General features: G+C 64.1%; 20 protein-coding genes. 6 read left to right on the top strand and 14 right to left on the bottom strand.

All coding sequences use genetic code 11. From position 1 onward, the window contains the following. Positions 1-5: 5 nt before the first annotated feature. The 11 genes from AC58NV_RS17450 to AC58NV_RS17500 all read right to left on the bottom strand — a co-directional run bounded on the left by AC58NV_RS17450 (position 6) and on the right by AC58NV_RS17500 (position 11468). On the bottom strand, positions 6-233 hold the full coding sequence (locus AC58NV_RS17450) for a DUF5337 domain-containing protein (protein WP_366659946.1): 228 nt from the start codon (positions 231-233) through the stop codon (positions 6-8). 45 nt (positions 234-278) lie between these two features. Next, the gene (locus tag AC58NV_RS17455; RefSeq protein ID WP_497228250.1) at positions 279-1460 is read right to left on the bottom strand and encodes an NADH-quinone oxidoreductase subunit E; all 1182 of its coding nucleotides are present in this window, start codon (positions 1458-1460) and stop codon (positions 279-281) included. Then, on the bottom strand, positions 1460-2683 hold the full coding sequence (locus tag AC58NV_RS17460; protein WP_497228251.1) for an NADH-quinone oxidoreductase subunit D: 1224 nt from the start codon (positions 2681-2683) through the stop codon (positions 1460-1462). The genes AC58NV_RS17455 and AC58NV_RS17460 overlap by 1 nt, the downstream gene beginning before the upstream one ends. Positions 2684-2828: 145 nt before the next feature. Continuing rightward, complete coding sequence (locus AC58NV_RS17465; protein ID WP_497228252.1) at positions 2829-3434, bottom strand: NADH-quinone oxidoreductase subunit C; 606 nt, start codon at positions 3432-3434, stop codon at positions 2829-2831. Positions 3435-3452: 18 nt separating this feature from the next. After that, complete coding sequence (locus tag AC58NV_RS17470) at positions 3453-3986, bottom strand: NuoB/complex I 20 kDa subunit family protein (RefSeq protein WP_019295997.1); 534 nt, start codon at positions 3984-3986, stop codon at positions 3453-3455. Then, positions 3977-4342: an NADH-quinone oxidoreductase subunit A gene (locus tag AC58NV_RS17475; protein WP_019295998.1), complete on the bottom strand. Its 366-nt coding sequence runs from the start codon at positions 4340-4342 to the stop codon at positions 3977-3979. The genes AC58NV_RS17470 and AC58NV_RS17475 overlap by 10 nt, the downstream gene beginning before the upstream one ends. 233 nt (positions 4343-4575) lie before the next feature. Next, positions 4576-5358 (bottom strand): crotonase/enoyl-CoA hydratase family protein, encoded by a 783-nt coding sequence (locus tag AC58NV_RS17480; RefSeq protein ID WP_497228253.1) that lies wholly within the window; start codon positions 5356-5358, stop codon positions 4576-4578. Between the two features lie 20 nt (positions 5359-5378). Continuing rightward, positions 5379-6236 carry a hydroxymethylglutaryl-CoA lyase gene (locus tag AC58NV_RS17485; protein WP_497228254.1) on the bottom strand — a complete coding sequence of 286 codons (858 nt, stop codon included), beginning with the start codon at positions 6234-6236 and terminating at the stop codon, positions 5379-5381. A gap of 77 nt (positions 6237-6313) precedes the next feature. After that, on the bottom strand, positions 6314-8251 hold the full coding sequence (locus AC58NV_RS17490) for an ATP-binding protein (RefSeq protein WP_497228255.1): 1938 nt from the start codon (positions 8249-8251) through the stop codon (positions 6314-6316). Between the two features lie 9 nt (positions 8252-8260). Then, positions 8261-9865 (bottom strand): carboxyl transferase domain-containing protein, encoded by a 1605-nt coding sequence (locus tag AC58NV_RS17495; protein WP_497228256.1) that lies wholly within the window; start codon positions 9863-9865, stop codon positions 8261-8263. A 76-nt stretch (positions 9866-9941) separates the two neighbouring features. After that, a complete protein-coding gene (locus tag AC58NV_RS17500) occupies positions 9942-11468 on the bottom strand; it encodes an AMP-binding protein (RefSeq protein ID WP_497228257.1) in 1527 nt (508 codons plus the stop codon). 149 nt (positions 11469-11617) lie between these two features. Between AC58NV_RS17500 and AC58NV_RS17505 the strand changes: the two genes are divergently transcribed. After that, positions 11618-12220, top strand: coding sequence for an OmpW/AlkL family protein (locus AC58NV_RS17505; RefSeq protein WP_497228258.1), 603 nt, complete (start codon positions 11618-11620; stop codon positions 12218-12220). Between the two features lie 97 nt (positions 12221-12317). On the opposite strand, the gene AC58NV_RS17510 is transcribed toward AC58NV_RS17505, so the two are convergent. After that, positions 12318-13478, bottom strand: coding sequence for an isovaleryl-CoA dehydrogenase (locus tag AC58NV_RS17510; protein ID WP_497228259.1), 1161 nt, complete (start codon positions 13476-13478; stop codon positions 12318-12320). A gap of 184 nt (positions 13479-13662) precedes the next feature. On the opposite strand from AC58NV_RS17510, the gene AC58NV_RS17515 reads away from it, so the two are divergent. Beyond that, positions 13663-14199: a hypothetical protein gene (locus AC58NV_RS17515; RefSeq protein WP_497228260.1), complete on the top strand. Its 537-nt coding sequence runs from the start codon at positions 13663-13665 to the stop codon at positions 14197-14199. Positions 14200-14214: 15 nt separating this feature from the next. Here AC58NV_RS17515 and AC58NV_RS17520 read toward each other — a convergent pair whose 3' ends face one another. After that, positions 14215-15411: a DegT/DnrJ/EryC1/StrS family aminotransferase gene (locus AC58NV_RS17520; RefSeq protein WP_497228261.1), complete on the bottom strand. Its 1197-nt coding sequence runs from the start codon at positions 15409-15411 to the stop codon at positions 14215-14217. Between the two features lie 79 nt (positions 15412-15490). Further along, positions 15491-16153 (bottom strand): HAD-IA family hydrolase, encoded by a 663-nt coding sequence (locus AC58NV_RS17525; protein WP_497228262.1) that lies wholly within the window; start codon positions 16151-16153, stop codon positions 15491-15493. Between the two features lie 131 nt (positions 16154-16284). On the opposite strand from AC58NV_RS17525, the gene glmU reads away from it, so the two are divergent. The 4 genes from glmU to AC58NV_RS17545 are packed head-to-tail and all read left to right on the top strand — an operon-like array spanning position 16285 to position 20711. Further along, positions 16285-17640 (top strand): bifunctional UDP-N-acetylglucosamine diphosphorylase/glucosamine-1-phosphate N-acetyltransferase GlmU, encoded by a 1356-nt coding sequence (glmU, locus tag AC58NV_RS17530; protein ID WP_497228263.1) that lies wholly within the window; start codon positions 16285-16287, stop codon positions 17638-17640. Further along, a complete protein-coding gene (gene glmS, locus AC58NV_RS17535) occupies positions 17640-19463 on the top strand; it encodes a glutamine--fructose-6-phosphate transaminase (isomerizing) (protein ID WP_497228264.1) in 1824 nt (607 codons plus the stop codon). Before glmU ends, glmS begins: the two co-directional genes overlap by 1 nt. Before the next feature lie 3 nt (positions 19464-19466). Then, positions 19467-20009, top strand: coding sequence for a pyridoxamine 5'-phosphate oxidase family protein (locus tag AC58NV_RS17540; RefSeq protein WP_497228265.1), 543 nt, complete (start codon positions 19467-19469; stop codon positions 20007-20009). Between the two features lie 21 nt (positions 20010-20030). Next, positions 20031-20711, top strand: a complete 681-nt coding sequence (locus AC58NV_RS17545; protein WP_497228266.1) for a DNA alkylation repair protein — start codon at positions 20031-20033, stop codon at positions 20709-20711. Positions 20712-20723 lie beyond the last annotated feature (12 nt).

Below are 20723 nucleotides of genomic sequence, written 5' to 3' on the forward strand. Positions count from 1 at the left end.
TGTGCCTACCTTTGGCTGTCCCGGCGCATGCGCCAGAGTTGAAATATGTTGACCAGGGCATAGATCATGCCCGCCAGCGCGGCGAAGTCGAACAGCAGCGCGTAGCGCCCCGGCAGCCCCAGCACGGGGCCGATGAACAGCGACACCACGACCCACAGCGAAATCGTCCCGGCAATCACCAACGCGATGTGCCGGCCCTTTGCTGCAATGGCCTGGTCCTGTTCCTTGCTCATCTGTTTCCCGTCACCTGAGCCGCGGCCCCATCAGGCCGCCGCCCGTCATTCGTCGTCTTCGTAGATGCCTTCGGCCTTGGCGCGTCTGGCAAATTCGGTCACGTCACCGACCTGCAGGCGCTTGGCCTGCTCAATCCAGCCGTCCCGAGTGATCCGGCCTTTGAACTTGAGCCGTGCATCGACCCAGGCGACCTCGGCCTCGGTCCATTCGGCGATCTGCTCGAAGTGGAAGATGCCCAGCCCGTTGAGCTTCTCTTCCAGCTTCGGTCCAACGCCCTTCAGCAGCTTCAGATCATCCGGCAGGCCGCCCAGGGCCTCTTTCAGAACCATCGGCTGGCTTTCTTCAGCCGCCGCCTCATCAGGCTTTGCCGCGGCCCCCTCCGGCGACGCCGGCTCAGCCGCGTCCGCTTTCTTCGGTGCGGCCTTGGCCGCTTCCTCCGCCTGTTTCACAGCAGGCTTGGGCGCTTCCGGCGCTTTCGGCGGCTGGCCCTCGGCGGCGCGGCCGGCAACAACGCCGTCCTTGCCGATCCACGGCGTCAGCAGCGGCACTTCATCACCCTGGATGCGCTTGACGCCGTCCTGGATGTCCACCGCCAGCTGAACAGACGCGTTGTACTGGGTCTTGCCGCTGTCGAAGTCGGTCAGCGAGGTGAGGCCGGATTTCGGCTCCGCCGCGTAACGGCCGTTCTGCGGGCCGGGCACCACGGCCTTGCCCGCGGCCAGATCGTCCAGCAGCCTGGTGAAGCTCTCGACGGTCAGGTCCTCGTAGTAGTCCTTGCCGATCTGTGCCATCGGGGCATTGGTGCAGGCGCCCAAGCACTCGACCTCTTCCCAGGTGAACTTTCCGTCCGCCGACAGGGTGTGCGGCTTCTCGGCAATCTTTTCCTTGCAGACCGCAACCAAGTCCTCTGCCCCGCAGATCATGCAGGAGGTGGTGCCGCAGATCTGAATATTGGCAACGGAACCGGTCGGTTGCAGCTGGAACATGAAGTAGAAGGAGGCAACCTCCAGCACCCGGATATAGGCCATGCCGAGCATGTCGGCGATGGCTTCGATCGCGGGTTTGGTGACCCAGCCTTCCTGCTCCTGCGCACGCCACAAAAGCGGAATGACCGCGGAGGCCTGGCGACCCTCAGGATATTTGGTGATCTGCGCCTCAGCCCAGGCCTGGTTGGCCGGGGTGAAGGCAAAGCTCGCGGGTTGTTCGGAATGCAGACGGCGAAGCATTAGCGGTCAATCTCTCCAAATACGACGTCCATGGTGCCGATGATGGCGGCGACGTCGGCCAGCTGGTGGCCCTTGGCAACGTGGTCCATCGCCTGCAGGTGCAGGAAGCCCGGCGCGCGGATCTTGGAGCGGTAGGGCTTATTGGACCCGTCCGCCACCAGATAGACGCCGAACTCGCCCTTGGGCGCCTCGACGGCGGCATAGACCTCGCCTGCCGGGACGTGGAAACCTTCGGTGTACAGCTTGAAATGGTGGATCAGGCTTTCCATCGAGGTCTTCATGTCGCCACGCTTGGGCGGGGTCAGCTTGCCGCGGGCCAGCACGTCGCCGGTGGCTTCGCGCAGCTTGGCAATCGCCTGGCGGATGATCGAGGTCGACTGGCGCATCTCTTCCATCCGGCAGAGGTAGCGGTCGTAGCAATCGCCGTTCTTGCCGACGGGGATCTGGAACTCGAACTCGTCATAGCATTCATAGGGCTGCGCGCGGCGCAGGTCCCATGCAAGGCCGGAGCCCCGCACCATGACTCCGGAGAAGCCGTATTCCTGGATGTCCTTCTCGGTAACCACACCAATGTCGCAGTTGCGCTGTTTGAAGATGCGGTTTTCGGTCAGGAGGCCATCGATATCGTCCAGCACCTTGGGGAATTCCATCGCCCAGAGGTCGATATCGTCGAGCAGTTCGTCCGGCAGGTCCTGATGCACGCCGCCGGGGCGGAAGTAGGCCGCGTGCAGGCGCGCGCCGCAGGCCCGCTCGTAGAAGATCATCAGCTTTTCGCGCTCTTCAAAGCCCCACAGCGGCGGGGTCAGCGCGCCGACGTCCATCGCCTGCGTGGTGACGTTCAGGAGGTGGTTCAGCACCCGGCCGATTTCCGAATAGAGCACCCGGATCAGCTGGCCGCGGCGCGGCACCTCGGTGCCGGTCAGCTTTTCGATGGCCAGGCACCAGGCATGTTCCTGGTTCATCGGCGCCACATAGTCGAGGCGATCGAAATACGGCAGGTTCTGCAGGTAGGTGCGGCTTTCCATCAGCTTTTCGGTACCGCGGTGAAGCAGGCCGATATGCGGGTCGCAGCGCTCGACGATCTCGCCGTCAAGCTCCAGCACCAGCCGCAAAACCCCATGCGCCGCAGGGTGCTGCGGGCCGAAGTTGATGTTGAAGTTGCGGATCTTCTGCTCGCCGCTCAGCGCGTCGACGCTGCCGTCGTCAAATTTGGAGCCGTCCATCATTTGCGACCTCCAGTAGACCGGTTGCCGTGGCCGTTGCGGACTGCAACAGCTTCAGAATTCTTAACGAGGGGCAGAGCCGCGCCCAGCATGGCCGCACAGGCCGCCAGCAAGACCCCCACTTCCGCCAGAGGTTCAAACCACATCAGTTCGCGCCCTCCTTCTCGTCGCCGGGCAAGATGTACTCGGCACCTTCCCACGGCGACATGAAATCGAACTGGCGGTATTCCTGCACCAGCTTCACCGGCTCGTAGACCACGCGCTTCTGCGCCTCGTCATAGCGGACCTCGGTATAGCCGGTGGTCGGGAAATCCTTGCGCAGCGGGTAGCCGCGGAAGCCGTAGTCGGTCAGGATCCGGCGCAGGTCCGGGTGGCCGGAGAACAGGATGCCGAACATGTCGTAGACTTCCCGCTCGAACCAGTTGGCCGAGGGGTGCACGTCCACGATCGACGGCACCATCTCATCCTCGCGCACGGCGGCACGCAGGCGGATGCGCTGATTCCGGTACATCGACAGGAAGTGGTAGACCACATCGAACCGCTTGGCGCGGTCGGGGTAGTCCACCGCGGTGATGTCCACCAGGGTCGAAAACTTGCAGTTGGCGTCCAGCTTCAGGAACTCCACCAGACCGGCGATGTTCGAGGGTGTGACGTCAATGTTCAGCTCATCAAAGGACACATCCCAGGCCACCACGCAGTCGGGGCGTTTGGCTTCGATCTGGGCGCCCAGTTCTTTCAGTGCTTCGCTCATGTTGTCTCCGCCCCTTCCTTAGCGCACCAGGGTGCCGGTGCGGCGGATCTTGCGCTGCAGCTGCATCAGGCCGTAAAGCAGCGCCTCAGCCGTCGGCGGGCAGCCGGGCACGTAGACGTCGACCGGCACAACCCGGTCGCAGCCGCGCACCACGGAATAGCTGTAGTGGTAATAGCCGCCGCCATTGGCGCAGGAGCCCATCGAGATCACGTAGCGCGGCTCGGGCATCTGGTCGTAGACCTTACGCAGAGCCGGTGCCATTTTGTTGGTCAGGGTGCCTGCGACGATCATCACATCCGACTGACGCGGGGAGGCGCGCGGCGCGATGCCGAAACGCTCGGCGTCATAGCGCGGCATCGAGGTGTGCATCATCTCCACCGCACAGCAGGCCAGACCGAAGGTCATCCAGTGCAGCGAGCCGGTGCGCGCCCAGTTGATGATGTCCTCGGCCGAGGTGAGCAGGAAACCCTTGTCCTGAAGCTCGGCATTGATGGCCCGGGTGACAACTTCCTTGTCCACGCCCGCCGTGTTGGGTCCGGTCATCACTGCCATTCCAGGGCCCCTTTCTTCCATTCATAGGCAAAGCCGATGGTCAGCACGCCAAGGAACACCATCATCGACCAGAAGCCGAGGTCGCTGATATCCTTGAAACCGACGGCCCAGGGAAACAGGAAGGCGATTTCCAGGTCGAAAATGATGAAGAGGATCGACACCAAGTAGAACCGGACATCGAATTTCATGCGGGCGTCGTCAAAGGCGTTGAAACCGCATTCATAGGCGCTGACCTTTTCCGGGTCCGGGTTGCGGACCGCCAGCACCACGGCTGCCAGGATAAGGACAATCCCCAGACCTGCCGCGACGGCCAGGAAGACCAGGATCGGCAGGTATTCCCTCAACATCTCTTCCAAGAGCAGCTCCTTTCCCCGGGCGGATTTCCGCGCGGCGTCAATTGGCGTGTTGATTTGGACTGTGCATACCCCCGCGCCCGGGGAGCGTCAACTAAAGCGACGTTAATCCACAAGGGTTTGGACAGAAAAAGCACGACCGCCCTGCAAGGCCAATTCCCAAGCATTTTCATAAGAAAAGCGGCCACAGGGGAAACTGCAGCCGCCGCAAAAACGTGAGTCATTTATGCCGGTTTTCAGCTTTGCCAGATGGGTTTGCGTTTTTCAAAGAACGCCGCGATGCCCTCGCCGGCCTCCGGCCCTTCCCAGCGCTCCACAAGCGCCTTGATTGTATGGTCGATCACGCTGTTATCCAGCCGCGGCCCCAGATCGCGGGCCAGTTTCTTGGCCGCCGCCACCGCACCGGGGGCGCAGTTGAGGTAAGGGGCGACCTCCGCCTCAACCGCCTCTGCCAGCTGATCCGCGGGCACGGCCTTGGCCAGCAATCCGAGTTCCACCGCTTCCGCTGCGCCGAACAGGCGGGCCGACATGAACACGCGGCGCGCCTTGGCTTCGCCCATGCGGGCGATCACATAGGGCCCGATGGTGGCGGGAATCAGTCCCAGCTTGGTCTCGGTCAGTCCCATCTTCAGGTGATCCGCCCCAATGGCCACGTCGCATACCGACGCCATTCCGACACCGCCGCCGAATGCGTTGCCCTGCACCGCGCCGATCACCGGCTTCGGCAGGGTGTTGAGCGCCATCAGCATTTCCGCCAGCACCCGCGCCTCGCGCGCCCGTGTTTCGGCATCGGCATCCATCTGCGCCCGCATCCAGCCCAGGTCGCCGCCTGCGCAGAAACTCTTGCCGGCACCGGTCAGGACCACCACGCGGACGGTCTCATCCTCAGCCAGCCGTTTCGCTGCCTGGGTCAGTTCCTGCAGCATCTGGCCTGACATGGCGTTGTGCTTCTCGGCCCGGTTCAGGGTCAGGGTGCAGACGCCGCGGGCGTCGGTGTCCAGGGTGATTGTCTCAAACATCTTGTGTCTCCGCTGAATTCTTACTGCAGGCTGCGCATTGAGCGGGCCAGCGCCGCGGCTTCTTCCAGCACCTCCGCATCCAGGCCGGTGTCATAGCCCAGTTCGGTCAGGCGCTTGTGCACCGCTTCCGTTGCCACATTGCCCGCCGCGCCCGGCGCATAGGGGCAGCCGCCCAAGCCGCCGACGGCCGCATCGAACACCCGCACGCCCTGCGCCAGTGAGGCCTCGATATTGTCGAGCGCCCGGCCCGCGGTGTCGTGATAATGGCCCGCCAGCTGTGCCGCGGGCACCCGCGCGGTGACAGCCTTGAGCATCGCAGTGATCGCCTCCGGGGTACCCTGCCCGATGGTGTCGCCCAGCGAGATCTCGTAACAGCCGAGCGAGAACAGCCGTTCGGCCACCTCTGCCACCTTCTCCGGCGGGGTGGCGCCATCGTAGGGGCAGTCGGTCACGCAGGAGACATAGCCCCGGACCGGCAGCCCGATCCCCTTGGCCGCCTCCAGGATCGGCAGGAAGCGGGAGATGCTTTCCTCGATGGTGGCGTTGATGTTGGCCTTGGAAAACCCTTCGGAGGCCGAGGCAAAGACCGCAATCTCATCGGCCTTGGCGGCCACCGCGTCCTCATAACCGCGCATGTTGGGTGTCAGCGCCGCATAGCGCACGCCGGGTGCGCGGGAGATGCCGGCCAGCACCTCCGCGCTGCCGGCCATCTGCGGCACCCATTTGGGCGACACGAAGCTTGCCACTTCGATGCGCTTGAACCCGGCGCGGCTCAGGCAATCGGTCAGCGCCACCTTTTCCGCCACTGGAATCTCGCGCTTTTCATTCTGCAGCCCGTCGCGCGGGCCGACCTCGAAGATTTCGGCAAATTCGCCCATGGAATGCCCTCCGGCTTCATCTTTCCAAAAATACACAACCCTCAGCGGGGGCGGCAGGTGCGCCGCCCCGACCCGGATCAGCCGTTTTCTTCTTCCAGCCGCACCAGCGCTGCACCAGCCTCTACCTGGTCGCCGTCAGAGGCCAGAACCTCGGCCACCACCCCGTCACGGGCGGCCAGCAGCGAATGCTCCATCTTCATCGCTTCCAGAATGGCGAGGCGATCGCCCTCCTTCACCGTCTGGCCCGCCTTGGCAAAGACCGCCTTGACCAGACCAGGCATAGGCGCCTCGATGACGTTGCTGTCGCCGCCTGCTGCCGCATCGCGGTCCAGCGGATCCAATGCGGTGAACTCCAGACCATAGGCATCATGCACGGTGATCAGCGTTCCCGACTGCGAAACCGCAGGCATCCGGCGCTCATCAATGCGCCACTGGCCCTGGCTGCGTTCGGCCACGACGGTTTCGCCCTCAATGGTCCAAAGCTGCCGGTCCGGCCCGTCCACCTGCACATCCGCCGTGAACTCCTCGCCCGCATGGGAAAGGGTGACGGCCCGATGCAAAGGCGCCCAGAGGGTGAAGCCGGTGTCCGGAGAAGCCTCCACCAGATCCAGCGCCACCATGCCGGCCGCCGCCTTGTGGCGCAGCTCCACCACCGGCGCCGCGGTCAGCGCGTCCAGATCGCGGGCAATCAGGCCGGTGTCCACCTCGCCGCCCGCAAAGCCCTCATGCGCCGCCAGTGCGCCAAGGAAGGCCAGGTTGGTGACGGTTCCGCCGACCTCGGTTTCCTCCAGCGCGCGCGCCAGCCGCGACAGCGCCACTTTGCGGGTGGAGCCATGCACGATCACCTTGGAGATCATCGGGTCGTACCAGGGGCTGATGGTGTCCCCTGCCCTGACGCCGCTGTCGGCGCGGGCTTCTGCCGGGAAAGACAGATGCGTCAGCGTGCCGGTTGCAGGCAGGAAGCCCTTGGGCACGTCCTCCGCGTAAAGCCGCGCCTCAAACGCGTGGCCGGTGATGGTGAGGTCTACCTGCTTGGCAGGCAGGCTCTCGCCCGAGGCAACGCGCAGCTGCCATTCCACCAGATCAACACCGGTGATCAGCTCCGTGACCGGATGCTCCACTTGCAGGCGGGTGTTCATTTCCATGAACCAGAACCCGTCCGTGCGCAGCCCGTCAGAGCCGTCGACGATGAATTCCACCGTGCCCGCGCCCTTGTAGCCGATGGCCTCAGCCGCGCGCACGCCGGCCTGTCCCATCGCCTCGCGCATTTCCGCAGTCATGCCCGGCGCAGGCGCCTCCTCGATCACTTTTTGATGGCGGCGCTGCAAGGAGCAGTCGCGCTCGAACAGATGCACGGCTGTTTCGCCGTCGCCAAAGACCTGCACCTCGATGTGCCGCGGCTGCAGGATGTATTTTTCGATTAGCACATCCGGGTTGCCAAAGGCGGTGGTTGCCTCGCCCTGGGCGCTTTTCAGGGCATCAGAGAAGTCGGCGGGCTTCTCGACCAGCCGCATCCCCTTGCCGCCGCCGCCGGCAACCGCCTTGATCAGCACCGGATAGCCGATCTTCTCCGCCTCGCCGGCCAGGAACTCCGGGTCCTGATTGGTGCCGTGATAGCCCGGCACCACCGGCACGCCGGCCTCTTCCATCAGCGCCTTGGCGGCGTCTTTGAGGCCCATCTTACGGATGGCATCCGCCGACGGCCCGATAAAGGTGAGGCCCGCAGCCTCCACCGCCTCGACGAATTTCGGGTTTTCCGACAGGAAGCCGTACCCCGGGTGGATCGCCTGGGCGCCGGTTTCCTTTGCGACGCGGATGATCTCATCGCCTTTCAGGTAGCTGTCCGCCGGTGCCGGTCCGCCAATGTGGACGGCCTCATCCGCCAGCGCCACATGTTTGGAGGCCGCATCGGCGTCGGAGTAAACAGCCACGGTCCGCACCCCCATGGCACGGGCGGTTTCCATCACGCGGCAGGCAATCTCTCCGCGGTTGGCAATCAGGATTTTGTCAAACATGGGAGATCCTCACATCCGGAAGACGCCGAAGCGCGTGTCTTCGATCGGGGCATTCAGGGCAGCGCTCAGCGACAGGGCCAGCACATCGCGGGATTTGCGCGGGTCGATGATGCCATCGTCCCAGAGGCGGGCCGAGGCATAAAGCGGGTGGCTCTGCTCCTCGAACATCTCGATGGTGGGGCGCTTGAACTCCGCCTCTTCCTCGCTGCTCCAGCTGCCGCCCTGGCGTTCGATGGCATCCCGTTTCACCGTCGCCAGCACACCCGCCGCCTGCTCGCCGCCCATCACCGAGATGCGGGAGTTCGGCCAGGTCCACAGGAAGCGCGGGGAATAGGCGCGGCCTGACATGCCGTAGTTGCCGGCACCAAAAGAGCCGCCGACCAGCATGGTGACTTTCGGCACATTGGTGGTGGCAACCGCGGTCACCATCTTGGCGCCGTGGCGGGCGATGCCCTCGTTTTCGTATTTGCGGCCCACCATGAAGCCGGTGATGTTCTGCAGGAACACCAGCGGGATCTTTCGCTGGCTGCACAGCTCGACGAAATGCGCGCCCTTCTGGGCCGCTTCGGAGAACAGCACGCCGTTGTTGGCGATGATGCCGATCGGGCAGCCCTTCAGGTGGGCAAAACCGGTGACCAGGGTCTCGCCGAAGCGCGGCTTAAACTCGTCAAAGCGGGAGCCGTCGACCAGCCGCGCGATCACCTCGCGGATGTCATAAGGCGTGCGCAGGTCGCCGGGCACCACGCCGAGGATCTCCTCGGGGTCATAGGCGGGTTCCTCGGGGCTGGCCCAGTTCACCGTCAGCGGCTTGGTGATGTTCAGCGACTGCACCGCGCGGCGGGCCAGCGCCAGCGCATGGGCGTCATCCTCGGCCAGGTAGTCGGCCACACCGGACAGGCGCGTGTGCACGTCGCCGCCGCCCAGGTCCTCGGCGCTGACGACCTCGCCCGTCGCGGCCTTCACCAGCGGCGGGCCTGCCAGGAAGATGGTGCCCTGCTCCTTCACGATGATGGTGACATCGGACATCGCCGGCACATAGGCGCCGCCTGCGGTGCAGGAGCCCATGACGACCGCGATCTGCGGGATGCCCTTGGCCGACATCCGGGCCTGGTTGTAGAAGATCCGCCCGAAATGGTCGCGGTCCGGGAAGACTTCATCCTGGTTCGGCAGGTTGGCGCCGCCCGAGTCGACCAGATAGATGCAGGGGAGACGGTTTTCCTCGGCAATCTCCTGCGCGCGCAGGTGCTTCTTCACCGTCATCGGGTAATAGGTGCCACCCTTCACGGTGGCGTCATTGCAGACCACCATGACCTCCTGCCCGTGCACCCGGCCGATGCCGGCAATCACGCCAGCCGAGGGTGCGGCGCCATCATACATCGCATGCGCTGCGGTGGCGCCGATCTCCAGGAACGGAGAGCCAGGGTCCAAGAGGTTCGCCACCCGGCGGCGCGGCAGCATCTTGCCGCGGCTTTCATGCCGGGCGCGGGACTTCTCCCCGCCGCCCATGCGCGCGGCCTCTGCCGCCTCGCTGATCTGCGCGAGGGCGTCCAGATGCGCCTCGCGGTTCTGCTTGAAGCCTTCCGAGGAAGGCATCGCCTTGGATGTGAGTTTCATGTCCACTCTCCCGTTATAGGGTTGAGATTTTTGAATCCGGTTGGGCCAGCGTACGCCGGGTATGCAACACCTTGGGTCATGAGGTTTCCCCCGCCGCCCGCGCCTTAAGCTGCTTGCGGATCACCTTGCCGGTCACGGTCATCGGCAGCGCGTTCAGGAACGCCACCTCGCGCGGGTAGGAGTAGTGGGCGAGGCGGTCTCTGACGTAGTCCTGCAGTTCCTTCTCAGAGGCTTCGGCGCCAGGTTTCAGAACCACATAGGCCTTGACGATTTCTGTGCGCAGCGCATCGGGCTTCCCGACCACGCCCACAGTTGCCACCGCGGGGTGGGTCAGCAGGCAATCTTCGATCTCCGCCGGGCCGATGCGGTAGCCGCCCGAGGTGATCACGTCATCCTCGCGGCCGACAAAGCGCAGGTAGTCGCCCTCCCAGATGCCGCGGTCGCCGGTCACCAGCCAGTCCCCGCGGAACTTGGCGGCGGATTCGTCAGGCCTGTTCCAGTATTCCAGCAGCATCGAGGCCGAGCCGCGGCGGATGGCGACATCGCCCTCGCCTTGCGTGGGGTTGCCTGCTTCGTCAACTACTGCCAGCTCATGCCCCGGCACCGCCTTGCCGATGCAGCCCGGGCGCGGCGCGAAATCCGCAGCGCAGGAGGAGGCCACCATGTTGCATTCGGTCTGGCCGTAGAATTCGTTGATGGTCACCCCCAGCTGACGCCGGCCCCAGGCGAGCATCTCCGCGCCCAGGGGCTCTCCGCCGCTGGCAACGGAACGCAGGCCGTCGAGCCCCTGCCCTGCTGCCTTCAGCATCCGCAGCGCGGTGGGCGGGAAGAAGATGTTGCGCACGCCGGCCCCGGCAATCAGTTCCGCGCAGGCCTCCGGCGTGAACTTGTCCAGCCGCGCGGCCACCACCGGCACACCCAGCGCCAGGCCCGGCATCAGCACGTCGAACAGCCCGCCGATCCAGGCCCAGTCGGCAGGGGTCCAGAGCACATCACCCGGCTGGCCCAAGTGGTCATGGCTGATGGCAACGCCCGGCAAGTGGCCGGTCAGCACCCGGTGGCCGTGCAGGGCGCCCTTGGGGCTGCCGGTGGTGCCGGAGGTATAAATCAGAACCGCAGGGGTTTCCGGGGCGGTATCGGCGAAAGGCACCGGGCCGCCGTCCATTCCAGCGCCCTCAACCATCACCGCCTCGGCCAGATCCCCCAGCAGGTCCGCACCCTCGGCATCGGTGAAGACAAACCGCACCCCGGCGTCGCCAGCGCGCGAGGCCAAAGCATCGCGTTTGAACAGCTTGAACAGCGGCACCGAGATGCCGCCCGCCTTCCAGATCGCCAGATGCGCGGCGGCGCACCAGGGCGACTGGCTGAGCAGCACCCCGACCCGGTCGCCGGGCTGGATGCGGGCCAGCAGGTAGCGCGCCAGCCCGTCTGTCATCGCCGCCAGTTCGCCATAGGAGATATCCCGGCGCGCGGGGCCGGTCATATCGATCAGCGCCAGCGCCTCCGCAGGCTGCGCCAGGCATTGCGCCGCCATGTTGAGATGCCCTGGCAGGTCCCAGCTGCCATCTGCGCGAAGTCCCGGAATGTTACGTTTGCCATGCATATTTAGACATTCCTGAAACGCATAGCAGCTATGCGGTATTTTGCTGTATTTTCAACAGGTAGCACCGGACTGCTTTGACTCAGATCAGAGTTTTCGGCCGCCTGCGGGTGCATCACTGCCGGGTAAACACAAGAAAAGGGACGCACCCCATGAAACGCATGGTTTCCGCGCTTGCGCTGACCTCCGCCCTGGCCGCAATGGCCGCCCCTGCCCTTGCCCAGGAGCAAGGTGACTGGACCGTTGGTGTCGGTATCGCCAACGTGAACCCGAAATCCGGCAACGGCACCCTGGCGGGCGCGCTTGCTGACATCGATGACGGCACCGCGCTGTCGCTGACCGTCGAATACTTCTTCCGCGACAACTGGGGTGTCGAGCTGCTGGCGGCCTCGCCGTTTGAGCATGACGTCGCGCTGAACGGTGCCTATGCGGCCTCGGCGAAACAGCTGCCGCCGACTCTGTCGGTCAACTACCACTTCCCGACCCAAGGCAAGATCAAGCCGTTCCTGGGCCTGGGCCTGAACTACACCACGTTCTTCGAGGAAAGCTCGCCGCTGGGTACCATCGAAATGGACGACAGCTTCGGCGTCGCGGTCAACGCCGGTGCAGACTTCCAGGTCTCGGACAACGGCGCGCTGCGGTTCAACGTGCGCTGGATGGACATCGACAGCGACGTCTCCCTGAACGGCGCCGAAATCGGAACCGCGGAGATCGATCCGGTTGTCGTGAACCTCGCTTACGTGCACCGCTTCTGATCCTTAGTGACCTGGTTCCGGTCTGGCGGCTGGACTCGTGCCGCCAGACCCGCTTCAAACCCCGCGCCTCCCCTAGGAAGCGCGGGGTTTCTGTTTGTTACATGGCGCCCATCAGCTCGCGGCCGATCAGCATCCGGCGGATTTCGCTGGTGCCGGCGCCGATCTCCATCAGCTTGGCATCGCGAAAGATGCGGCCGACCGGGTTGTCGGACAGGTAGCCCGCACCGCCAAAGGCCTGCACCGCCTGATGCGCCTGGGTCATGGCGACCTCGGAGGCGTAAAGGCAGCAGGCGGCTGCGTCCTGACGGGTCACGGTGCCCTTGTCGCAGGCCTTGGCGACCTCATAGACATATGCGCGAGCGGTGTTCATCGCGGTGTACATGTCCGCAATCTTGGCCTGCATCAGCTGGAAATTCCCGATCGGCTGGCCGAACTGCTTGCGCTCTTTCATGTAGGGCATCATCTCGTCCATGCAGGCGGCCATGATGCCGGTGCCGATGCCGGCCAGCACCACGCGCTCATAGTCCAGCCCGGACATCAGCACGCGCACGCCCTTGCCCTCTTCGCCCAGGATGTTCTCGAACGGGACCTCCACATCCTCGAACACCAGTTCAGCCGTGTTGGAGCCGCGCATGCCCAGCTTGTCGAAATGCTTGGAGGTGGAGAAACCCTTGAATTCCTTCTCGATCAGGAAGGCGGTGATACCCTTGGAGCCCGCTTCCGGATCGGTCTTGGCATAGACCACCAGGGTGTCTGCGTCGGGGCCGTTGGTAATCCAGTACTTGTTGCCGTTCAGACGGAAGTGGTCGTTGCGCTTTTCCGCGCGCAGAGACATCGACACCACGTCGGAACCGGCGCCCGCTTCGGACATTGCCAGGGCGCCGATATGCTCGCCTGAGATCAGCCGCGGCAGGTATTTCGCCTTCTGCTCTGCATTGCCGTTCAGCTTGATCTGGTTGACGCAGAGGTTGGAATGCGCGCCATAGGACAGCGACACCGAGGCGGATGCCCGCGCGATTTCCTCGACCGCCACGGTATGGGCCAGGTAGGACATGCCGGCACCGCCGAACTCCTCCGGCACGGTGATGCCCAAGAGGCCCAGCTCTCCCATCTCTTTCCACAGCTCTGCCGGGAACTCATTCTTCTGGTCGATCTCCTGCGCCATCGGCTTGACGCGGTCCTGCGCCCAGCGGTGAACCACGTCGCGCAGCGCGTTCACGTCCTCACCAAGATCGAAAGTCATGCTTGCGTTGAACATCCCGCAGATCCTCCAGGCCAGAGCCGATTATATGAACAGTTGTTCAATTCAATAGAGGAGCCCGCGATTCGGGTCAATGGCGGTGCATAGACCGCCAATGGCTCGGTGTAATTTTGGCAACCTGCAGTAAAGTGGCAGAACACCCGCGCCTCGAAGCCATACGAGCCGGCTAATCACAGGAGGAATGAGATTGTCATCTTCAACTCTCAAAGAACTTGAGAAAGCCAAACCTTCAGCAACCAACTATCTATTTGATGAAAAGCTGCTCAATTCGGGCACGACCCTCATGCTCAGTGAAGGTGAAATGGCGAGAAACTATGAACGGCAACGCTTCCAAACTGTGAACTTAGCGTTGCTGGTTACTGGCGGCGCGCTAACCCTGGCTCATTCGAATTCAGTCAGCGCGGACTTAAAAAATTCGCTTCCGTTTGCTCTGATCCTGTTAGGGATGGCCGGCTTTTTCATCTGCCACCGCCTCACCCAAGCGCATGGGTTTCACTATAAACTATATCTGAAGGGCCGTAACATTCTCATCAAAAGCCATCCGAAGTTAACCGAAAAGCTTGATGAAGTAAGAAGCCAGTACCACATCGATACTCGTGGCTGGCGCTTGATAAGTCATGACCTCATGTGGGAGCTCGTCGCCCTTCTTGCACCTTGGTCTGCAGCAGCTTATCTAACTCAGCCGATCTGGCTAACGCACCTGACCTCTTACTTTTGAACGTCGGCCCGCCCGCTACTTATCACCCTGAAAAACGGCAGAGACCTCGGCCCGGATGATGCGGGCGATCTGGGCGCAGTCCTCGAGGCTGAAGGTCAGCGGCACCCGCATGTCGATGATGCCCGCTAGGATCCGGTCGCTTTGCGGCAGCCGCGGGGTGTCCGCGTAGCGCCAGCTGTCATAGCGGGAGGTGAAGGCCACCGGCTCCGGCGTGCCGAACCATTTCAGCTCCACCCCTCGGGCCGCACAACGGCGGACCGCCTCCAGCACGGCCTCTTCGGACCAGTCCAGAAGCAGGAACTGGATCGAGGAACCGACATAGACCTCCTGCGCGGGGCGCTCCACCACCGTAAGGCCGGGCGTGCCGCGCAGCCCCTCCTCCACCGCGCGGTAGCGGCCGTTCCAGCGTTCCGCCTGGGTATCCAGGTCGCGCAGCTGCGGCCGCAGGATGGCGGCGCGCAGGTTGTCCATCCGGCCCGAGATGTTTGGGGTCTCGTATTTCACCCGCTCGAACACCTCCGGCCCCGGCGCCGCCAGATGACGGCCATAGAGCATGTAGGAGCCGGACATCATGATGGCGCGGGCGGCAATTTCTTCGTCATCGGTGATGAGCAGCCCGCCCTCGCCGGAATTCACATGTTTGTAGGTCTGGCAGGAGTAGCAGCCGACAGCCCCGTGGCGGCCCGACAGCACCCCGTTCCAGGAGGCGCCCATGGTGTGGGCGCAATCCTCGATCACGGTGACGCCGGCCGCATCGCAAATCTCCATCAGCCGGTCCATGTCGCACAGATGCCCGCGCATGTGCGACAGCATCAGCACCTTGGCCTGATCCGCCTTGGCCGCCAGATCCTCCAGGTCGATCGTCAGGCTTTCGGTCACTTCGACAAACACCGGCTCCGCCCCGACCGAGGCAATGGAACCCGGCACCGGCGCCAGGGTGAAGGCGTTGGTCAGCACCTTGTCGCCGGGCTTCACCCCGACAGCGCGCAGTGACGTCGCAAGCGCGTACCCACCTGATGCCACAGCCAGGCAGTATTTGGCACCCATCTGTGCCGCAAACTCCTGCTCCAGCAGCGCGGTTTCACCGTCTTCGCCCTCTGCCACGTTGTAGCGGTGCAGCCGCCCGTGCCGAAGCACCGCCAGCGCGGCCTCGATGGCGGCTTCGGGGATGGGTTCCTGCTGGGTGAATGACCCGGAAAATGTCTCGCTCATGCGGCGTTTGTGAGCCGCGGGCGGCCAGCGGTCAAGGGGGAAGCAGGACAGACGGTTTTCCCGAAACTGAGTTGCGGGATCACGCAATCAGCCGGTCTGCGACCTCCAGAAGGTCCTCGAACCGGTCGAGCAGCGCCTCCGGCTTCAACGCTGCCATGTCATCGCCGGAGGGGCCGAAGGTGACCAGCACCGACGGCACGCCCGCATTGGCCGAAGTGTTGCGGTCGGTATCGCTGTCTCCCACCAGCAGGGTACGGGCCGGGTCGCCACCTGCGCGGCGGGCGGCCTCGAACAGCGGCTCAGGATTGGGTTTGCGCACCGGCAAAGTGTCGGCGCCAACCAGCGAGGCAAAGGCATCCCGCACGCCGAGGCTGCGCATTAGCTGGTCCGCCAATCCTTCCGGCTTGTTGGTGCAGATGCCGACGCCGTAGCCTGCGGTTTTCAGAACCTCCACGGCCTCCATTGCGCCGGGATAAAGCACGGTGTGATGGTCGATGGCGTCGCGGTAGACGTCCAAAAACACCGGGTAGAATTCCTCCACCACTGCCGGATCGTACTGATCCACACGTTTCAACCCGTGCGTTAGCATCATCCGGGCGCCGCGCAGCGACACCGCGGCATCGCGCGGATGGCTCAGCACATCACCCAGCCCCATCCGGCGGAAACAGGCATTGGCTGCCGCCAGCAAGTCACCCGAAGTATCCGCCAGCGTGCCGTCCAGATCGAAGATAACCGTTCGCATGTCCTGCCCTTTCGGCACTTTTCCGCCGCCGCATGTTGCAGCCCGCAATCTTGTTTGATGGCGCCATCCCTTGCACCCCGCCCGTTAGCGGATAAAACGGGAGCGCTAAAAAGACAAAGAGAAAAGCGATTATGAGCATTGCCCTTGTCATCCTGGCGGCCGGAAAAGGCACGCGGATGAACTCCGACCTCCCCAAAGTGCTGCACCCGATTGCCCAGGCACCGATGCTGGAGCATGCGATGGCCGCGGGCCGCACGCTGGCGCCGGAGCGCACCATCATCGTGGCGGGCCACGGGGCAGATGAGGTTCGTGCGGCGGTTGCCGAAATCGACGAAGAAGCCGAAGTTGTCCTGCAGGAAGAACAGCTTGGCACCGCCCATGCGGTCGATCAGGCCCGTGCTGCGCTGGACGGGTTCGCGGGCGATGTGGTTGTGCTTTATGGCGACACACCGTTTGTCAGCGCCGAAACGCTGGAGCGCATGATCGACGCCCGCCAGCGCGCTGACCTGGTGGTGCTGGGGTTCGAGGCCGCCGACCCGGGCCGCTATGGCCGCCTGGTGATGGAGGGCGACAGCCTGGAGCGGATTGTCGAGTTCAAGGATGCCCGCGAGGCCGAACGCGCAATTTCGTTCTGCAACTCCGGCCTGATGGCAGGCAAGGCCAGCGCGATGTTCGATCTGATCGCCAAGGTGGGCAATGAAAACGCCTCCGGCGAATACTACCTGACCGATCTGGTGGAACTGGCCCGGCGCCAGGATCTGAAAGTGACCGCCGTGTCCTGCAATGAGGCGGAAACGCTGGGCGTCAATTCCCGCGCCGAACTGGCGCAGGCGGATGCGCTGTTTCAGACGCGCGCGCGGTCAGAGCTGATGGACCTGGGCGTCACCCTGATGGCGCCGGAAACCGTCTACCTCGCCTTTGACACACATATTGGCCGCGACACGGTGATTGAGCCCAACGTGGTCTTTGGCCCGGGCGTCACGGTGGAAAGCGGCGCGCTGATCCGCGCGTTCTCGCATCTGGAGGGCTGCCATGTCAGCCGCGGCGCCAAAGTGGGGCCTTACGCCCGCCTGCGCCCCGGCGCGGAGCTGGCGGAGAACACCCACATCGGCAATTTCGTCGAGATCAAGAACGCCGAAATTGCCGAGGGCGCCAAGGTCAACCACCTCAGCTACATCGGCGATGCCTCGGTCGGCGAGGCCACAAATATTGGCGCAGGCACGATTACCTGCAACTATGACGGTGTGATGAAGCACCGCACCGAGATCGGCGCCCGCGCCTTTATCGGATCCAACACCATGCTGGTGGCCCCGGTCCGGGTCGGCCACGAGGCGATGACCGCCACCGGTGCGGTGATCACCAAGAATGTCGAAGACGGCGATCTGGCCATAGCCCGCGCCGAGCAAAGCAACAAACCGGGCCGCGCGCACAAGCTGATGGACATGCTGCGCGCCAAGAAGGCCCGCCTGCAGAAGGGAGCCAAGTGATGTGCGGAATTGTCGGCGTACTGGGCAATCACGAGGCCGCCCCGATCCTGGTCGAAGCGCTGAAGCGGCTGGAATACCGCGGCTATGACAGCGCAGGCATTGCCACCGTGAACAACGGCGCCCTGCGCCGCCGCCGTGCAGTGGGCAAGCTGGTGAACCTGTCCGACCTATTGGTGCATGAGCCGCTGGCCGGCAAGGCTGGCATCGGCCACACCCGCTGGGCCACCCATGGCGCGCCCTCCGTCAGCAACGCCCACCCGCACCGCGCCGGCGCGGTGGCGGTGGTGCACAACGGCATCATCGAAAACTACAAGGAACTGCGCGCAGAGCTTCTGAACTGCGGCATGGAGTTCCGCACCGAGACCGACACCGAAACCGTCGCCCTGATGACGGAGCGGTATTTGAAGGAGGACCTCGCCCCTGTTGACGCGGCCTTCAAAACCCTCGACCAGCTGGAGGGCGCTTTTGCACTGGCCTTCCTGTTTGATGGCGAAGAGGATCTGATCGTCGCGGCCCGCAAGGGCTCTCCGCTGGCGATCGGCCATGGCGACGGCGAGATGTTCGTGGGCTCCGACGCCATCGCATTGGCGCCGCTCACCGACCGGATCACCTATCTGGAGGAAGGCGACCGCGCCGTTGTAACCCGCGCGGGCGCGGAGATCCGCAATGCGCATGGCGAGCTGGTGAACCGCGAAACCAAGACCATTCAGATCGACTCCTCCCAGGTCGACAAGGGCGGCCACAAGCATTTCATGGCCAAGGAAATCGCCGAGCAGCCGCATGTGATTGCCGAGGCGATCCGCCACTACCTGCCGGTCGAGGAAAACGCGGTGCGGCTGCCCGGCGAAGGCGTGGACTTCTCCAAAGTCGAGCGGCTGACCATGGTTGCCTGCGGCACCGCATTTTATGCCTGCCTGACCGCCAAATACTGGTTCGAACAGATCGCCCGCTTGCCGGTCGAGGTCGATATCGCCTCGGAATTCCGCTACCGCGAGCCGCCGATCCCGGGCAAGACGCTGGCGCTGTTTGTGTCGCAATCGGGTGAAACCGCCGACACCCTGGCGGCGCTGCGGTACTGCCAGGAAAAGGCGGACAAGATCCTGTCGGTGGTGAACGTCCCCGAAAGCTCCATCGCGCGGGAAAGCGATCTGGCGCTGCCGATCTTTGCCGGGCCGGAAATCGGCGTCGCCTCCACCAAGGCCTTCACCTGCCAACTGACGGTGCTGCTGGCACTGGCGCTGAAGGCGGCCTGCGACCGCGGCCACCTGAGCGCAGATGAAATGGCCGAATACGCTACCGCCATCCGCGGGCTGCCTAATGTGCTGTCCTCCGCGCTGGAGCAGAACGAGGCGATCCGGCTGGCGGCGCAGAAGGTCAGCGAAGCCCGCGACGTGCTGTTCCTGGGCCGCGGCCTGATGTTCCCTCTGGCGCTGGAAGGCGCCCTGAAACTCAAGGAAATCAGCTACATCCACGCCGAGGCTTACGCCTCCGGCGAGCTGAAGCACGGCCCCATCGCGCTGATCGACAAGAACATGCCTGTGGTGGTGCTGACGCCGCGGGACTCGCTGTTCGACAAATCCGTTTCCAACATGCAGGAAGTCCTGGCGCGCAAGGGCAAGGTGCTGATGATCTCCGACCAGGATGGCATTGATGAGGCCGGCGACGACGTCTGGTGCGCGATCCGGATGCCAAAGGTCAAGGAGGCGCTGTCACCGATCCTCTATGCAATCCCGGCGCAGCTTTTGGCCTATCACACGGCGGTTGCCAAAGGCACCGATGTGGACCAGCCGCGCAACCTGGCGAAATCAGTGACAGTGGAGTGAGCCATGGCCAAGCAGTTCCCGCAGATCGAAGACGCGCACCGCAAATTCATTGAAGAACAGCATGTGTTCTTCACCGGCTCGGCCGGGCCGGAAGGCCGCGTGAACATCTCGCCCAAGGGGATGGATTCGCTGCGGGTGCTGGGGCCGGACCGGATCGTCTGGATGAACCTGACCGGCAGCGGCAATGAAACCGCAGGCCACCTGATGGAGGTGAACCGGATGACCCTGATGTGGTGCTCCTTCACCACCCGCCCGATGATCCTGCGCACCTATGGCGGCGCCCGCGTGCTGCATGCCGGCGACGAAGGCTGGGACGATCTGGCCGCCCTGCTCCCCGCCCACCGCAGCGCCCGGCAGATCTTTGATGTTTCGGTCGATATGGTTCAGACCTCCTGCGGCTATGCGGTACCCTTCATGGAATACCAGTCCGACCGTGACACCATGCAGAAGTGGGTGGACGGGAAATCGGACGAGGATATCCGCGCCTATTGGGCGGAAAAGAACCAGTCCACCATCGACGGCAAGCCCACCGGCGTGCCGGTGTGACGCCCCGGTCCAAGGAACGACATGCTCGAAACCTATCTTGATGCGCTGAAAGCCCAGGCCGAACCCGGCCGGGCGGAGCAGATGGCGGCCTATCACAAGCAAGCCCGTGAAGTGCTGGGGGTTCCCAACCCGGCCACCAATGAGCTGACCAAATCCTGGCGCCAATCCCTCAGCGTGGCGGAGCGCGTGGATCTGGCCCGCGCCCTGTGGAACACCGACATCTTCGAGGCCCGCATCGCCGCGGCCAAGCTCCTGACCCAGGCACGGATCAAAGACGACGCGGCGGTCTGGGAGCTTTTGCAATCCTGGGTTCCGCAGTTTGACAGCTGGGCGATTGCCGATCACGCCTGCTCAGCCATTTCCAAGCGGCTGCTGGCTGACCCCTCCCGGCTGGACACGGTGGAGGGCTGGTCCCGGTCAGACCACATGTGGACCCGCCGCGCAGCCCTGGTGGCCACCCTGCCCTGGGCTAAGATGAACAATCTGAAACCCGCCGATCAGGAGGCCCGCGAGCGTATCCTGGGCTGGGCCGCGTCCTATGTGCCGGACCGCGACTGGTTCATGCAAAAGGCCGTCGCCTGGTGGCTGCGCGATCTCAGCAAGCACGACGCAGACCGCACCCGCGCGTTCCTGGCGGAACATGGCGGCGCCATGAAGGCGTTTGCCCGCAAGGAAGCAGCGAAATACCTGAAAGACGCCTGACCCCGCCACGGG

This window comes from Leisingera sp. ANG49 (genome assembly GCF_059694505.1).

Coding starts and splice junctions, on each gene's coding strand:
- AC58NV_RS17450 (WP_366659946.1), bottom strand. CDS start 233: ATGAGCAAGGAACAGGACCAGGCCATTGCAGCAAAGGGCCGGCACATC.
- AC58NV_RS17455 (WP_497228250.1), bottom strand. CDS start 1,460: ATGCTTCGCCGTCTGCATTCCGAACAACCCGCGAGCTTTGCCTTCACC.
- AC58NV_RS17460 (WP_497228251.1), bottom strand. CDS start 2,683: ATGGACGGCTCCAAATTTGACGACGGCAGCGTCGACGCGCTGAGCGGC.
- AC58NV_RS17465 (WP_497228252.1), bottom strand. CDS start 3,434: ATGAGCGAAGCACTGAAAGAACTGGGCGCCCAGATCGAAGCCAAACGC.
- AC58NV_RS17470 (WP_019295997.1), bottom strand. CDS start 3,986: ATGGCAGTGATGACCGGACCCAACACGGCGGGCGTGGACAAGGAAGTT.
- AC58NV_RS17480 (WP_497228253.1), bottom strand. CDS start 5,358: ATGTTTGAGACAATCACCCTGGACACCGACGCCCGCGGCGTCTGCACC.
- AC58NV_RS17485 (WP_497228254.1), bottom strand. CDS start 6,236: ATGGGCGAATTTGCCGAAATCTTCGAGGTCGGCCCGCGCGACGGGCTG.
- AC58NV_RS17490 (WP_497228255.1), bottom strand. CDS start 8,251: ATGTTTGACAAAATCCTGATTGCCAACCGCGGAGAGATTGCCTGCCGC.
- AC58NV_RS17495 (WP_497228256.1), bottom strand. CDS start 9,865: ATGAAACTCACATCCAAGGCGATGCCTTCCTCGGAAGGCTTCAAGCAG.
- AC58NV_RS17500 (WP_497228257.1), bottom strand. CDS start 11,468: ATGCATGGCAAACGTAACATTCCGGGACTTCGCGCAGATGGCAGCTGG.
- AC58NV_RS17505 (WP_497228258.1), top strand. CDS start 11,618: ATGAAACGCATGGTTTCCGCGCTTGCGCTGACCTCCGCCCTGGCCGCA.
- AC58NV_RS17510 (WP_497228259.1), bottom strand. CDS start 13,478: ATGTTCAACGCAAGCATGACTTTCGATCTTGGTGAGGACGTGAACGCG.
- AC58NV_RS17515 (WP_497228260.1), top strand. CDS start 13,663: ATGAGATTGTCATCTTCAACTCTCAAAGAACTTGAGAAAGCCAAACCT.
- AC58NV_RS17520 (WP_497228261.1), bottom strand. CDS start 15,411: ATGAGCGAGACATTTTCCGGGTCATTCACCCAGCAGGAACCCATCCCC.
- AC58NV_RS17525 (WP_497228262.1), bottom strand. CDS start 16,153: ATGCGAACGGTTATCTTCGATCTGGACGGCACGCTGGCGGATACTTCG.
- glmU (WP_497228263.1), top strand. CDS start 16,285: ATGAGCATTGCCCTTGTCATCCTGGCGGCCGGAAAAGGCACGCGGATG.
- glmS (WP_497228264.1), top strand. CDS start 17,640: ATGTGCGGAATTGTCGGCGTACTGGGCAATCACGAGGCCGCCCCGATC.
- AC58NV_RS17540 (WP_497228265.1), top strand. CDS start 19,467: ATGGCCAAGCAGTTCCCGCAGATCGAAGACGCGCACCGCAAATTCATT.
- AC58NV_RS17545 (WP_497228266.1), top strand. CDS start 20,031: ATGCTCGAAACCTATCTTGATGCGCTGAAAGCCCAGGCCGAACCCGGC.